Below are 16,266 nucleotides of genomic sequence, written 5' to 3'. Positions count from 1 at the left end.
ATGATGAACGGGACGCTGCTACAGGGCTTCTCCTGGTATCTGCCCTCCGATGGGACGCACTGGGAATCAATGGCCGTCCAGGCTCGGCGATTGGCCGACCTCGGTGTGACAGCTGTGTGGCTGCCCCCCGCGTACAAGGGCCATGCGGGTGCTGATGACGTTGGATACGGGGTCTACGACCTCTACGACCTCGGCGAATTCGACCAGCGCGGCTCGACGCGGACCAAGTACGGGACCCGCGACCAGTACCTTGTGGCCATCCGGGCGCTCCAAGCAGAGGGGATCAGCGTCCTCGCCGACACCGTCCTCAACCACAAAATGGGCGGCGACGAGTTGGAATCCGTCCGCGCCACCCCGATCGACCCCGCCAACCGCTATGAGACGATCGGCCCCGAGGAGACCATCGAAACCTGGACGCGGTTCACCTTTCCCGGCAGACGAGGAGCATATTCCGACTTCACCTGGGACTGGACGTGCTTCCACGGCATCGACTGGGACGAAGCGACGCAGCGGCCGGGACTGTGGCTTTTCGAAGGCAAGGAGTGGAACGCCGATGTCAACTCCGAATACGGCAACTTCGACTACCTCATGGGCGCCGACGTGCACCTCACCGATCCGAAGGTGTACGACGAACTCGTGAAATGGGGACTGTGGTTCCTTGAGACGACGGGCGTTGACGGGTTGCGCATGGATGCGCTCAAACACATGGATCGCAGCTTCACCATGTCATGGCTCGAAGAGCTGCGTACGGCCTGCGGGCACGAGCTGTTCACCGTGGGGGAGTACTGGTCGGGCGACCTAGGCGAACTCCTCGCCTTCATCGGCACCGACCGCTCCCTCGCCCTGTTCGACGTGCCCCTGCACTTCGCCTTCCACCACGCCTCCCAGTCGAATGGGGACTACGACCTCGGGGGGATCTTCAACGGAACACTCGTGGCAGCGGATCCGACGATGGCCGTGACCTTCGTGGAGAACCACGACACCCAGGCCGGCCAATCCCTCCAATCCCCGGTCGCCGACTGGTTCAAACCCGCCGCCTACGCGCTCATCCTGCTGCGCGAAGCGGGCTACCCGTGCGTCTTCCAAGCCGACCTCGACGGCACGGAGGGTGAGTACGCGATAACAGCCGTACCGGGGCTGGAAACACTCATGCGGCTCAGGGCGACCCACGCCTACGGCGCCCAATACGATGCCCTCGACGATCGTGAGGTGATCGGCTGGGCGCGCGACGGCACCGACGACGATCCCTATACGGGTGTCTCCGTCGTCGTCTCCGACCGCGGAGCATCCTCCAAGCGGCTCTTCGTGGGATCACGCCATGCGGGCCAAACCTGGCAGTGCACCGTCGGCGAGGGCATTCCGATTGTCATCGACGAGGACGGGGCCGCGGACTTCCCCGTCGCCGACTCGGGGCTCGCCGTCTACATCCCCGCACGTTGACCGGCGTCGGCCTCAGTCGCGCGATGCGCGGTGGGGAGGAGCATTCGGATTAGGCTGGTGCCCATGACCATTGACGGGGCGGAAGCCTCGTCGGAACCACACGAGGGAAGAGGAGACAGATGGGCAAGCGCGGTCTTCGCAGGTGGCCGGGGGAGGATACTCCACTGGCGGCGCCGATCATGGACAATCACACGCACCTGCCCGTCCACGAGGGCGAGATCCCCCGCGCCGATGGGGTCAGGCTCCCCCTCGATGAACAGATCGCGAGGGCGAGGCGTGCGAATATCACCCACCAGGTATCGAGCGCCTGCGAACTGCCCGATTTCGACCCGATGATCGACCTCGCCCGCCGATACGAGGGAGTGCGCGTCGCCCTCGCCCTGCACCCGAACGAGGCGGCCCTGCACGCGGGCGTGAACGAGCCTTCTCCTGACGGACTCACCCCCAGGCTGCGCGACCACCACATCCCCCTCGATGAGGCGCTCAGCGAGGTGGAGGAGCGCCTGACAGACCCGATGGTGGTCGCAGTGGGGGAGTCCGGCCTCGACTACTACCGCACCGGCGAGTCGGGGCGCGACGCCCAAAAAGAGGCGTTCGTCGCGCATATCCGCCTCGCCGCACAGGCGGGCCTGCCCCTGCAGATTCACGATCGCGACGCCCATGCGGACACACTCGCAGTCCTCGCCGACGCTGCGAGCGATGACCAGCCGATCGTCTTCCACTGCTTCTCCGGTGACGGCGAATTCGCCGATGCCCTCGCGGCGCACGGCTGGTATGCGTCATTCGCGGGCCCCCTCACCTACCCGGCGAATAGCGATCTGCGCGATGGCTTGGCCCATATGCCCCCGCAGCTCGTCCTCGTCGAAACTGACGCGCCGTATCTGACTCCCGCGCCGCACCGCGGGCAGCCGAATGCTTCCTATGTGATGACTCATACTGTGCGCTTCATCGCAGACCTGTGGGATATGGATGAGCAAGCGGCATGTGAGCAGCTCATGAGGAATTCTCGCAGCGTCTACGGTCAGTGGTAGCCGCGTCGGTGGGGTCTTTCGCCGTGGTTGCTCGCCGCTGGACGCGCAGTGCCGATAAGTGAGACGCGTCACGAAAGACTGCGTGAATGATTACGGATTGATTACGGTGGATGCAACAGATCGTCATCGACCGAGGAGCGTCATGTCGCGAACCGGCCAACGACGAATCCTCTGAAGTCTGGAGTCACGTGAATTTCACGCATCCCTCACGTCCCGTCGTCATCACCACCGCCTCTGTTCTGGCACTGGCGCTCACGGCAACCGCCGGCACTGCCATTGCGACGTCGTATCACGACGTCACTCTCGAGGTGAACGGTGTCAGCGTTCCCGCCGAAGGATTCTTCACGACCGTTGATGATGTTCTCACCTCCGCCGAGGTTGAGGTCTCTTCGCACGACCTCATCGCCCCCTCGGTCGATACGCGGGTCAAAGATGGCGACACCATCGTCGTGCGCACCGCGACCCGGTACAACGTCACAGTCGACGGGGAATCCGTCGAAGCATGGTCCACCGCCGACTCCGTCGACGGCGTGCTCGACTCGGTGACCGCCGACGGCTCCATCATTCTCGCGGCCGACCGCTCCTCCGTTCGCGACGTCATGCCGGTCGCCGCTACCGCCACGACGATGACCGTCGAGGTCGACGGCACCAAGATCCCGGTCGAGTCGACCGGCAACGAGGACGTTGAGGATCTCCTCGCCACGGCGGACGTCACCGTGTCGCCGATCGACCGCGTCTCCTTCGTATCCGAGAACGGGCAGAAGGCGCTGCGCGTCACCCGCGTCACCCGTGGCAACGTCGTCGGTACCCAGGACATTGAGTACACGACGGAGAACCGCGACGACGACACCCTTTACGAGGGTGAGACCTCGGTCGTCCAAGAGGGGACCAACGGCTCTATCACCACGACCAGCTACCGTGAGACGGTTGACGGCGTGACCACGGTGGACGTCCTCCTCTCCGAGGAGCGCACCGAACCCGTCAATGAGATCGTCTCCGTCGGCACGAAGAAGAAGTCGGCGGCCACACCCTCCTCGTCTGCTGCCGTGTCCGTCCCGAATGTGTCCGTCTCCTACGATCCCGCCTCCGCTCAGGGCATCGCGGCGGAGATGGTCGCCGCCCGCGGTTGGTCGACCTCGGAGTTCCAATGCCTCGTCGCCCTGTGGAACCGTGAGTCGGGGTGGAACGTGACGGCGGGCAACGCCTCCGGCGCCTATGGAATCCCTCAAGCGCTCCCCGGCTCGAAGATGGCTTCTGCGGGTGCCGACTGGGCGACCAACCCCGCGACTCAGATCACCTGGGGCCTGGGATACATCGCCGGACGCTACGGAACCCCGTGCGGCGCATGGTCGCACTTCCAGTTGAACAACTGGTACTGACCAACCGCATAGGGGTCCGCACTCGGGTGGTGCGGACCCCTTGCGCGTAGACGTCGGGAGGGCGTGGACCTCATCACGAAGAGTCGTTGATCTTTCGCCAAAGCACACTCGCCCCGCGTACCGTTGAACACACATGTCCTCACGACACTCAGGGGAGCCCGCCGCGTGACACGTGGCTTCGCTTCGACGCACTGTAGCTATGGCGCCCGGGCCATTGTGCGCACCGCTCGTCGCCCGCAGCGGGATTGAACTGCATCCCAATGACCGCGTCGGTGTGACGGCCGAGGGGGAGACGGGGCTGACCATCACCGTGACCCGCGTCGAGTGCGGCGAGATCGTCGCCGAAGTCCCCATCGATTTCGAGTCCACAACCGCCTCCTCCGATGCCCTTTTCGAGGGCGAATCCCAGATCACCCAACAGGGTGTTGCAGGCGTTGCGGCGCAGAGCCAATGGCGGGAGAGCATCGGCGGCGTCACGAAGAACGTGACCACTGCGCAGCACACCGTCACCGCACCCGTTGACGAAGTGCGGACCAAGGGGACAAAGAAGGTGACGCCGGAAGCCCTCCTGCAGGCGGGCATCGACCCGAAGTCGCCGCTTGAGACGTCGACCGATGCGAATGGCGCTTCTCAGACGAAGTACTCAGCCGCCCTGGGATCCTCGTCCTCTGCTGAGGAGATCACTGCGAGCATCAATGCGATGACCGACCAGAATGAGAAGCTCGCAGCCGCAGCAGGGGCTCAGCGCACTGGACTGACGATCGCCTACGCGGGGCAGGACCCCAAGGAGACCGCCCATATCATGGTCGTCTCGCGCGGCTGGTCCGCTGCGGAATACCAGTGTCTCGTGAGCCTGTGGAACAGAATCGGGGTGGAACCCGTATGCGCAGAACGCCTCGTCGGGCGCCTATAGAATCCCCCAGGCGCTCCCTGGCTCGAAGATGGCGGCTGCGGGCGTCGATTGGGCGACGAACCCCGCGACTCAGATCACCTGGGGCCTGGGCTACATCGCCGGACGCTACGGCACCCCCTGCTCGGCGTGGGCGCACTCTAATGCAGTCGGGTGGTACTGAGGGGCGCGACTCGGTCCTCCTAGGAGCAACTGTGAGACAGGAACGGTGTGCCGTGAAACTCTTCAGTTTGAGAATCGGTGTCGGGGATGCAAGCCACGGTGACCGTGTCGTATTGTGAGGCTGCTGACGCCCGATGTTACGCAGGTGGTGGTCGTGATTCGATTCTCAGCCGACGCTGTGGATCCGCGTTCATTTCTGGGCGTCATGTCCATGTCTTCGCGTTGTTGGCGCACGTTGCACGTACTTGCCTGCGATACCGTCGTTGTGATCCTCGGATGAAAGCTACAGGTTGTCAGCCTCTTGTTTCTCGAGCATCGCGCGATCTCGAATAACTGAAAATGCACATGGCATTGGCTACGATTCACGAAGAATCAGCTGAACAGCTGATCTGTACGAGAATCCAGAGTGGGAGGGCACCACAGTGGCTGTGAACGAGCAAGTGATCAATGGAGTGGTCCTGCAGATTCTGCCACGCTATTTGGGGCCCTACGTTCGTCGACGCCTCGCAGAGGAACACCCTGATGTTGCGTGGGAGTCGCCAGTACGTCGCAGGCCAGGCGAAGCGCCTATGTTGGACGATCTCTCAGAACAGATCTTCGCTCTCACCGGCAAAGATCGACACGGGGATCCAATTCTGTCAACAGACATCGAGTTTCGTTCAAGACTGCATGCGATTCGTAAGGCGAGAAACAAGTACGCCCACCAGCAGCGCTTCGAGGTTCACGAGGTGCTCACTGTTCTCGGTCAGGTGATCGACATCCTTCGGGAAATCGGCGCTCCAGAGGGTGCAGCCGATGTGAATACTGTGCTTAAGCAATTCATGGCTCATCAAGTTCCGACAGTATTGACTGAGGACACTACTGAGATCAATTCCACGACTTCGTCCAACCCTGGGGACGAGACTGCATTGTCTCGAACGACCGATGAAGGAGCGGGGCATCATTCACCCGATGAAAACGTTGCGGAGCCGACGGGCATCATCGAATCCCCCGATGTCACGAGTGTCAGGTGCTGTGGCGATGTCGAAGCGGCTGAACGGGCGTTGCCGGGATCCATATCCATGGAACCTGGCAAGGGACTATCAGATGTATCAACAAGCGACACTGCAGAAACGTCCGTGCGAAAGACACCCGAAATCCGTGCCATCGATGCGCTCAGAGTTGAGTTCAATCACCCAGAGGTCTTCTCCTACGCGCACGCGGTGGCCCGTTTGAAACCGCGAATTGATGTCAACATCTTCACGGTTGCAGAGGACTACGTAGAGGATGACGACGGCTTGCCTGGTTCACAGACGGCGGAATCTCAAGAACAAATGGAAGGGGTCACCGCTTGCCCTGCGCCCGTTCTTCGCGGGGTACAGGTGACAGTCTCAGTCGAAGATGACGGAGAACCGCTCATCAAGCCATACTCTTTCGCACTTGAGACCGTCAACGGCAACCGTACGACTGTCATGTTCGAGCCCGAGTTCGAGGATCGTACACTTCTCCAAGCGGTATCGGAGTCTAATTCGACAATTATTGTGCGATTCGAGTGCGACGGGCAGTTCACTACTGTGCCCCTGAAAGGTCCGAAGGTTCTCTCGCCGCATCAATGGATGCGAACCAGTGACGAAACCTACGCTGCCTCAGCGCTTGCAACATTCGTGCAGCCACAGCATCCGGAGATCGCTCGTCTTGTGAAAGAGGCATCAATCATTCTAACTGAGGAGATAGGTTCTGGATCACTGGAGGGATATCAGGGCGGTTCTCAGCGAGTCGATGAGATAGTTTACGCTCTATGCCGGGCATTTTATGATAGACACATCGCTTACACGGTTCCGGCGAATAACTGGGCCGAGATCGGCCAACGTATCCGCAATGCGGAGGCAGTGCTTGATGGTGGTCTCGCCACGTGCCTCGATTCGACGCTCGTCCTTGCAAGCGCCCTCGAGTCCTTGAAAATTGAACCTCTCGTCATCGTTCTCGACGGACATAGTCTCCTCGGTTATTGGAAGACGCCGAAACACAATTCCGAGGAAGTCGCCATGCCGGGGTGGACTATCATCAATCCGATTGCGCGAGGCGAGATCGGACTCGTCGAGACGACTCTCTTAACCTCTGAGGCGTTGCCGCTCCTTCGAGTGCTGCACACGACCGGACGCAGGTCTCTGGGAGAAGATGGGACGCACGCGCGTTTCGTCTTGTCGATTCGTGAAGCTCGCGAACGGGGGATTCCCCCTCAGAAAACCCGCACACGAAACATCGATGGAAGCATCGTCGAGAATACTGCTCCTGTCATTGTGCGCGAGAACACGCTCACGCTTGAAAACTCTCACGGATCGCTTCCCGGTTCTGGCCCTCGTAAAGAAAGAGCACCGGAACGGGTCGAGAAATGGAAGTCGGATCTCCTTGATCTCAGCGTTCGAAACCGGCTCATCAACTGCTCTGAGAGAGCACTAGAATCTCATAAAATCATTGAGCTAGCCGTCCCTGAGACGCTCATTGGAGCGTTTGAAGATCTCATCAACTCCGGGAAAATAATTACCCTCGTTGCAGCAGGCGAGAGGGCAGCAGATGCCCGACGCCTTGGAAATGCTTTTCACCAGGAACTTGAGCCGCCCAAACTCGCTCCTCGTCTTTCTGATCATCGAGAAGTTCAGATTGACTTATCGGCTGAAGTCTACGATCCGATAATGCGTAGGCTCCGCTCTTCAGCGCGAACCCTCATCGATGAAACCGGTGCGAACAACCTTTACCTCGCTCTCGGAACACTCGTATGGGGGACGAAGGGAAAGGAGTTGCGCTCGCCGCTCGTCTTCATCCCCGTTGAGTTGGAGCATGTGTCGAAGAACAGTCCTTATCGTCTTCGCGTCGACCCGACGGGAGGTACGACGCCGAACTATTCGCTCATCGAACGTCTGCGCGTTGACCTCGGTCTCGAATTGCCCGAGTTAGCTGAGCCTATTGAGGACGAGTCGGGCATCGATCTTCCAAGATTATTCGATGTCGTTCGCAAGACGCTCTCCGACAACCGGCTCCCATTCCGCATTGAACCCACGACGTATCTTGGCATTTTCCAGTTCGGGTCGTTCCGTCTTTGGAAGGATCTTGACGAGTCCTGGAACCTCCTCGCACGAAACCCCCTTGTTAGGCATTTGATCGAAGCACCCGGTGAGATCTTCGAGGATCCTGCGGAACAAAGCCGCGTTCCGGATCTTGAGCAAGTTCTGCCCACCTTGCCGATCCCGGCTGACGCTTCACAAACGGAAGTGGTTGCGCACACCATCGCAGGGCGAACGCTAGTCGTTGAAGGGCCTCCTGGCACAGGGAAGTCGCAGACGATCACTAACCTCATCATCCGGGCGATTTCCGATGGCAAGAAGGTGATGTTTGTTGCAGAGAAACGGGCGGCGCTCGACGTTGTCGCGCGACGATTGAAAGCTGCGGGAGTCGGAGATCTTGTTCTCAATCTTCATGATCGCAAGCAGAAGCCCGACGATGTTCGACGTACACTTCTCGCCGCAGCAGATATCGATGTTCACCCGAATTCGACAGGACTCGATGTCCACAGGAGGCTCGCAGATAGCGCTCTGAGCACTCTTGAGCGCTATCGTAAGGCTCTTCATTCGCCTTCTTCCTCCGGTCTGACGGTCTACTCGGCTTATTCGACGCTCCTTGCGTACGGTGATTCGTCGGATGAACTCCCCATACCCGGCGAAGCGCTTATTCGCACCGATTCCTCAGCCGTTGATCAGCTGAAGAGCTCCGCGCTTCAGACTCTCTATAAATGTTTCCTTGAGTATCGCGAGGGCGCTGGTGATGCATATACCTTCCTCCAGCGTCCCGTTCCCCCCGATGAAACGGATGCCCTCTTCGGAGTTATCGAACGCGCTCAACATCTCAGATCGCTCGAGTTTGATCCAGAGATCATTGGAGCAATCTCTCGGCTCTCACAATCCGATCTTGAGAAGATCTTGTCCGTTCTCGACTCGACGGAGATCGACCCTCATTCGCTTAGAATCGTTCAAACTCCTGAATGGATGAATGCTGCTGCCCAGTTGGACGAGACCCTGAGGTATTGCGAGACGATGCCAAATGACACACTCGTATACTTCTATACGAGTGTCTTCTCCGCCGATCTCATGACCATTAGACACGAGGTCATCGATTCCAAGAATGCATGGTTCGGGAAGTTGAAGAAAATCGAGAAAGCCCTCAGCCCTCTCGCAGTCCACCGAACGTCGATCCCACTGCCATCGGATCCGGGTGTTGTTCTCGCTCTTGTCGACAGTCTGATCCAGCTTCAGCACACGCACCTGTTTGCGCTTGAGAGGTTGCGTGAAACTCTTCCTAGTTATGCAGCTAGACTACAACATCGTTGGTCGCCTTTCGATCTCGCGTGTCGACAAGAGGCTCTGGATGCGATCCGGTGGCTTCGTTCAGTAACCGACCTTGTTCCGAGCCCGGGAGACGAGGCTAATGAGCTCCAAGAACTCGCGGGTAAACTATTCGACATGCCGCATCGATCTACTGTGTCGACTCGTGTCCGAGAGTGCCTTCAGACTGTCATGTCGGTCGCTTCGACTCGTGTGCTGGAGGGTATTCCCTTATATGAGATTATCAACGCTCCACGGGCATCGGATTACGAGCAAGAGCGGCGCGACGACCTCGTTGCTCGTCTCGCACTGTTGGATGCTGTCGAGCCATTCCGACGGCTCGGATTCGATGAGGCTGCTGATGTTCTCCTGTCCCGACGTATTCCCACTGAAGACCTCGAAACAGCCCTTGAAAAGGGAGTAGCACGAGCAACCGTGGATGGAGGGCTCGCGAGTGGTCCGCTCCATTCTTTCTCGGCGGATACTCATGTGAAACTATCGACGAACTACTCGCAGGAACTGGGAAAGGTTCGAAGTCTACTTCCCGATCTCGTCGTTCAGAAGGCCGTTGACCAACGCTCTTTCTCTGACCCTATCAGTCGCAATTCTCGTTTCTTCTTATTGAAGAGCGATCTTGAAAGAAAACGGAAGAAGAAACCGATCCGCGATCTTATTTCTGACTACGGTGATCTCATTACTGAGCTAACACCGTGCGTACTTGTCTCCCCCGACTCGGTTGCTCGTTTCTTTCCTCCGGAAAGACAAGACTTCGACCTTGTTGTTTTTGACGAGGCTTCTCAGATCACTGTCGCGTCGGCGATCGGGGCTATGGGTCGGGGACGCGCGATAGTAGTCTGTGGTGATTCCAAACAGATGCCGCCGACATCCTTCGCCGAGCTCACTCGTGATGATGAAGATGATGATCGCCCTGTTGATGAGGAGTCCATCCTCTCTGAGTGCGTCGCTGCACATGTGCCACGAAAGTGGCTGATGTGGCACTATCGCAGTCAAGATGAGTCGCTGATTGCTTTCTCCAACACGCGTTATTACCAGGGTAAGCTCTTCTCGTTCCCGAGCCCGATCTCCGGTACAGTCAACCATGCCCCCGAAGGTTTCGGTGTGTCGATGAGACGAGTCAATGGACACTTCCTTCGTTCGATTCCGAGAGGTGAATCTCGAAGGCTCTTTCGAACGAATCCTGTCGAGGCTCAGGCTATCGTCGATGAGATTCGACATCGTTTTGATCGTAGGCCCGCACCATCGCTCGGTGTCGTCACATTCAATATTCAACAACGTGATCTTATTGAACACAAACTTCGAGAACTGGATGATCCAAATATCACTGCATCGTTGGAAAGTGATGACGGAATCTTTGTTAAGAACCTGGAGAATGTTCAGGGAGACGAACGCGACACAATCCTCTTCTCGATTGCGTTTTCCGCTGATCAGAACGGTGAGGTTCCGCTGAATTTTGGCCCTCTTAATCGATCAGGAGGAGAGCGGCGATTGAACGTTGCGATCACCCGTGCTCGTAAAGAGGTTATCCTTTTTTCGAGCTTCGCTCCGTCTGCGCTTCATGCAGAGCGATCTCAGTCATTGGGTCTCAATGACCTAAAGTCGTATCTCGAACTCGCAGACAAAGGGGCGTCTTCGCCAGATCAAGCGCGTCCTCTCCAAGACCTTCCTGATCATCACCGGGATGCCATTGCCAAGGCACTCAGGGATGCAGGACTCGTTGTTTCGACAGACGTCGGGCTTTCTGAGTTTCGCCTTGACCTCGTTCTCGCGAAGCCGAGTTCGCCCGATCGCCCTTCAGTCGCTGTGATGCTCGATGGCTCCGGGTGGAATCTTCGAAAGACTACCTACGATCGTGATGTTCTGCCGGGCGAGATCTTAAGATCAAATATGCACTGGCCTCATGTCGAACGCATCTGGCTGCCAGATTGGCTGTCAGATCGAGAGCGAATCATCCACCATCTGGTTGAACTCACATTAACCACAGAAGTTGGAGAAGCAGAGCCTTCAGATACGGCGAAGACGCTCGCTGCTGTGCATAACGAATCTTCGCGTGCAACGGTTTCCGATTTAATGACTGTTAATCCGCCGTCCGACAATCGATTGATCAAGAACTTCGAACAGGATGCCTCAAGTGATCCTGAAGAATGTGGCGGCAGTGATTGTTCAGAAACGTCTTCGAAGCCCTCTTCTATGCGGTCGGCCCAGAAAGACAATGTCACTGTGTTGACTCCCGATACCGACAATCGGGTGAACAATTCATCTGTGTCGGGGGAATCACTAAGGGACTTCTCGATCTTTCCTTCGCGCCGTAGTCTTCATAGTCACAATAGGGAACTGCATCGAGTCGTTTATCGAGACTTGTCAAAACCCGTGAATTTCATCCCCGCAAATGTAGGAATTCGTGGGACCCAAGTGTATCTCGATATGACGGAGCACTCTGGGGAGATTTGTGCCCATGTAAAAGAGACTGCACGCATGATTTGTGCACAGGAATTCCCTATTGAAGGACGTCGCTTCAGGTACCTTGTTGCCCGGGCGTATGGTTTTGAAAGGATGAAGGCATCGCGAGAGGAGCGAATTAAGAAGATAATCGGTACAGAAGACTACATAGTCGACGAATTCGGATTCTTTTGGCCGAATGATGTTGATCCTGCTGCTCTCATCTCATTCCGTCGAAATGCATTCGATCATGTGTCCTTAGAAGAAATGCATCCTCGTGAGCTCGATAATCTCACAAGAACCGTTCTGCGGAGTCGAGTCTTCGCTTCGCACGAAGAAAAGATCCGTACCATCTTCAATAACCTCGGTGAGTCGAATCATCGGTTGACACCGCGTCTTCAGAATGCATTGCAGGAATCCGTTCAAAGGGTAGAAAGAAATAGATATTAAGAGGCTTTTCGCAGATGAGAGTGTAGGTCACTTGTCGGGGTTGGGTGGTGACAGGGAGCGAGGTCCTTGGATGATGGACGTTGTCACACAGTCACCGCCAAATACCACGACATGGATAACGGGCTCTTCTTAATCATCGGAGGAAGGTGGGTCTGAAGCCTCCGGTGTCGAGGAGTGCTCGGTCGGTGTAGATGATGGAGAAGTCCGAGCCGTGGTCCGTGTGCTGTTCGAGGTGGCTGTTGGATCTCCTATGTTTGTCAAGTTGTTGCAAGTTGTGTGCGGGCTGCGGTGTTGAGGTGTCGGTAGATCTTGTGGGCTAGGTAGCGTTTGAGACAGCGGCGGATTTCGCGGAGTGTGCGTCCTTCAGTGGTGCAGTGGTGCGGCGTTCAACGTAGGTGCGGGTGCGGGGGTCCATGCGCATGTGGGTGACGATGGCCGTGTGGAGGGTTCGGTTCAATCATCGGTCTTTCCCTCGGTTGATGCGGTGCCGGACGGTGTTGCCGGAGGATGCGGGGATCGGGTTGACGTTGGCGAGGCTGGCGAACGCGGCCTCGGTTCTGATGCGCCTCAGGTGCGACCACGCGGTCAAGGTGACTGTGGCAGTGACCGGCCCGATTCCGGGCTGTTGGAGGAGGGGGCCGCGGGGCTCTGACGAACCGGGTCGGTGATTCGCTTGGTGACGTTCCGAAGCTCGTTGTCGAGTGCTGTGATGCGCTTGGCACGTGTCTGATGACTTCACCGCGTGCGATTGCGGTGGCGAGGTCTTCATCGCGTGTTCTCCATGCGGCGATCGTGACGATCTGCATGGTGGTGAGTGGATGGCGCGTCGATGCCGAGATCAACCACTCGCACCAGCGCGGTGAGCGCGTTGTTGATCGTCGCGGTGCGCTCGGTGCTCATGTGGTCGCGGGAGGTCTGAAGCACCTTGACGCCAGCGCGGACACCGCCATCAGTTCGTGGTTCGCGCAGCTGTGTGTCCTGAAGCGGGAGTACTGCGGCTCCAATGCGGCGGGAGTCCAACGTGTCGGACTTGCCGATGTCGTGGTTCGTGCGGGTATTCATGCGCGGGGCCTTGACGAGCGCGTATCCAGCATTCGATGCGGCGCGCGCCAGACGTGCCCCATAGGTACCTCGATCACCCAGAGCACACCAGCATCGCCACCGGCGCGTCGTCCGGCCCAGGACACAGCGCCTGACAGACCCGTTGTAGTGGTGGGGAACTGCGCCTCATCGACGATCTCACCGGTCGGGCAGGCCAGGATCGAAATGGCGTGGTTACGGGCGTGGGTGTCCACACCGATGATGAACGAACGGGTATGCGCGACAATGGCCATAACGATCGACGCTCCTTTCTTCATGATGAACATGGTCACGGTCGCTGAGCAGTCGACGCCGGTCCGAGAAGAAGTCACGTCGGGGCGAATCTGCGATGGGCCACGACCTGCAGGGTCAGGCAGTCTCCTGATGAGGTCACCGAGGTGGGCCAGACGAATACCGACCGCGACGATCTGAGCAGACAATTCAACGCAAAGGCACCACGAGCGGGCCAATAGCATTCGAGACTCACACCCGGATCAACACGACCGGCATCCATCCTGACCAGCCGATCCCAAACCAACCAAGACCAGACTCACAGACGGCCTCGCTTGGTCTGTTGTTGATCGGGGATGGTCTAGGTTGGCGAGGAGATCTCGCTCTTCACATTTGAGGGTTTAGGTCAGTAGTAGTGTCCGGCTGTCGACAGGGATTGACGTATTCTGATGATGGTAGTTATCACACTGCCTATCCAGATGACCTCGGCATGGACCACGCTACCTTCGCCACTGCTGATCTGACCAAGTTCTGCAGTCTCGACGACCTCGGTCTGACAGTACCGGGCCAGCATGCCAGAGCCATCTTGTCGTACCGTCGAGCGTCACCTTCAATGAAGTGACCGCAAATGCCTACGCACTCTGAGATCCTGATCATCGGAAGGAGTGATCGGATTGTTGGGTTATCGGACCACATTCACCGTGAACGTTGTAAAGTCCGAGGGAATCGAAGCGGAGAACGCGATCGACGTTCTCTTGCGTGAGGGATTCGACTGGCTGCGCAAACAAAAGCAGCTCACGGGGGTCGATGATCTGGAACCGTGGGTAGAAAAGCCTTTTCCTGATGGGTCGCGGGCGATCTACGGGAGGGGTACCACAGCGGCAGGTGACGAGTATGCCAAGCTCGTCTATTTTGATCGCCCACAGAAGGCGGGGCAATGGGTAACGACTCTCCTTGTCGGTCGTAGCCAAAAGAAGCAGTGGCTGTTCCCTCTTGTCTCCGTGGAGATCGATGTCCCGGAGGATCCGAACTGGCCGGGGCACCCGATGTTCTCCAATCGCCCTTGGCTCGTGAAGAACATCCTCGATGGTTATGCATGCTTCGATCGGAATATGAGGACCTCTGATGATCCGATCATCGTGTTCGATGAAGAGGGGGTGGAAGAATTCCTCGATCATTTGGCGGATGAGAAGCACCGGGGACTTATCATCGCCTGCGGCACCGATGGGACGGTCGAGGCAGCGACCTGGAGACAGATCCTCGATGATATTACGACCGAATGTGCCGGTCAGGCAACCGTCTTCCTCCTCCATCCCGCTGCGACAGAGATGGTTAATGCACGAGTTTCAAAGGCGCACGTTCTTACTCCGTATGCTCTGCGAACTTTCAAACCGGGTGCCCTCCTTGACGATCCCAGCGACGGACTGCGCCATCGAGTCCTCACAGCTCGCGCACTGCTGGGGAAGAACCGCAAAGAACTCGCGCGGATGTTCGGGCGCCTGAGCCGGGCGCATTCAAGCTCTCTTCCCCCCGATCCATTCATGCGCCGCCTCGATACGGTCACCGGAGCAGAGTTCGATCGCATGACTTTTGAGAGGAGCTCGAACGATCATAGTGATGTTCAACTTCCGTCGGCCGGACCACTATCCATCAATCCTGGGTCCCGCCCTGATAGTGGGGAGATCCTTGAACAACTCGAAGTGCCTGCATCCGCTGAGCATGCGGAGCCCGAGGCCACACCGACAGCGGCCTTTGAAGGGGAAACCGATGAGGAGCTTGAAATGCTTCGTATCGAGGTTCACGATCTTCGTGCACGTCTTGAGGAGAGGGAGTGTTCGCTCGCAGTGACCAAGACCGAGAACCTCCGCCTGCATGAAGAGGCGGCGCTTTCAAAAGCTCGATATGCTCGCTCAATCGAGCTCCACATCGATGAGCTCGATCGTCGACGACAAGAATATGAGTCGGCCATTGCGGGCTTGAATGCCGATCTTCAGGACAAGACACTTGAAGTTGAGATTCAACTTGAGGCGAAGAAGACTCTCGAAAAAGAACTACGCTCTATCCGGTACAAACTCGGAATCGCGGTGAGTGAGCTTCGGAAGAAAGGAGTCAATAATGAACTCTATCGCGAGAAGGAAGACCCCTATGAAGGCATCGACTTCTCCGAATGGGAAGAGCTTGAGATCCTCGGTCCCGAAGTCTTTACCCACCTATGGTTCACCTACGATCCGAAGGATACGAACGAGCTCAGTCGTCATGGGCGCTCATTGTCCTGGTTGAGAGAGACCTTCGACATCCTCGCAATGCTGGATGAGTATGCTGCTTTCCGCTCAAGTGAAGAAGGAAGAGAATTCAAAGGAGGGATCCATCAATACCTTCGGGAAGGCGCTCCTCCTGGGGCGCGTCTCATCGCCGCCGATCGGGTACGTGACTCTGAGTCCGATACCTCCCAGAATAAGTGGGGAGATCAGAGGACTTTCAAAGTTCCGAAGGAAGTCGATCCTACTGGATATCGGAAGATGCACGCTCATATTGAGATCCAACGCTTCAAGTCGGTGAGTCCCCGCCTGTACTTCGAGGATCGAACAAGCGATCTGGGGAAGGTAGTCATCGGGTATATTGGACGGCACCTGAAGAATACACAGAGCGCGTGAGAGTAAGGAATGAGTCTGTGTAAGGATTGGTGACACGTGATGTGAGCGTATCAGTGTGTTCTGGAGGGGTGTCATTATGCCTAGGGTGTGCCCCTCAAGAGTTCCGTGAGGGCGTTG

Annotated in this window: 7 protein-coding genes and 1 pseudogene; 7 read left to right on the top strand and 1 reads right to left on the bottom strand. The window is 57.7% G+C overall.

The genetic code is table 11. The features are described from left to right. The 6 genes from BQ7471_RS00865 (at window position 1) to BQ7471_RS00845 (ending at window position 12,184) form a co-directional block, all read left to right on the top strand. Window positions 1-1,440, top strand: a complete 1,440-nt coding sequence (locus BQ7471_RS00865) for an alpha-amylase (protein WP_076463478.1) — start codon at window positions 1-3, stop codon at window positions 1,438-1,440. Window positions 1,441-1,559: 119 nt separating this feature from the next. After that, on the top strand, window positions 1,560-2,471 hold the full coding sequence (locus tag BQ7471_RS00860) for a TatD family hydrolase (RefSeq protein ID WP_076463476.1): 912 nt from the start codon (window positions 1,560-1,562) through the stop codon (window positions 2,469-2,471). A gap of 188 nt (window positions 2,472-2,659) precedes the next feature. Continuing rightward, a complete protein-coding gene (locus BQ7471_RS00855; protein WP_159438500.1) occupies window positions 2,660-3,850 on the top strand; it encodes an aggregation-promoting factor C-terminal-like domain-containing protein in 1,191 nt (396 codons plus the stop codon). Window positions 3,851-4,049: 199 nt separating this feature from the next. Beyond that, window positions 4,050-4,763 carry a G5 domain-containing protein gene (locus BQ7471_RS00850; protein ID WP_083663167.1) on the top strand — a complete coding sequence of 238 codons (714 nt, stop codon included), beginning with the start codon at window positions 4,050-4,052 and terminating at the stop codon, window positions 4,761-4,763. A 1-nt stretch (window position 4,764) separates the two neighbouring features. Next, entirely contained in the window at window positions 4,765-4,923 is a 159-nt protein-coding gene (locus tag BQ7471_RS11760) for an aggregation-promoting factor C-terminal-like domain-containing protein (RefSeq protein ID WP_456236389.1), read from the top strand. 421 nt (window positions 4,924-5,344) lie between these two features. Then, window positions 5,345-12,184, top strand: coding sequence for a DUF4011 domain-containing protein (locus BQ7471_RS00845; RefSeq protein ID WP_205408227.1), 6,840 nt, complete (start codon window positions 5,345-5,347; stop codon window positions 12,182-12,184). Between the two features lie 257 nt (window positions 12,185-12,441). Here BQ7471_RS00845 and BQ7471_RS00840 read toward each other — a convergent pair. Next, a pseudogene (locus tag BQ7471_RS00840) lies at window positions 12,442-13,518 on the bottom strand (transposase). A gap of 678 nt (window positions 13,519-14,196) precedes the next feature. Between BQ7471_RS00840 and BQ7471_RS00835 the strand changes: the two are divergent. Further along, entirely contained in the window at window positions 14,197-16,149 is a 1,953-nt protein-coding gene (locus BQ7471_RS00835) for a hypothetical protein (protein WP_129583293.1), read from the top strand. The last annotated feature ends 117 nt before the right edge of the window (window positions 16,150-16,266 follow it).

This window comes from Actinomyces mediterranea (genome assembly GCF_900155595.1).
Classification (GTDB): Bacteria; Actinomycetota; Actinomycetes; order Actinomycetales; family Actinomycetaceae; genus Pauljensenia; species Pauljensenia mediterranea.
Note: the sequence above shows the minus strand (reverse complement) of the source record. Positions and strands in the feature narration are given on the sequence as shown.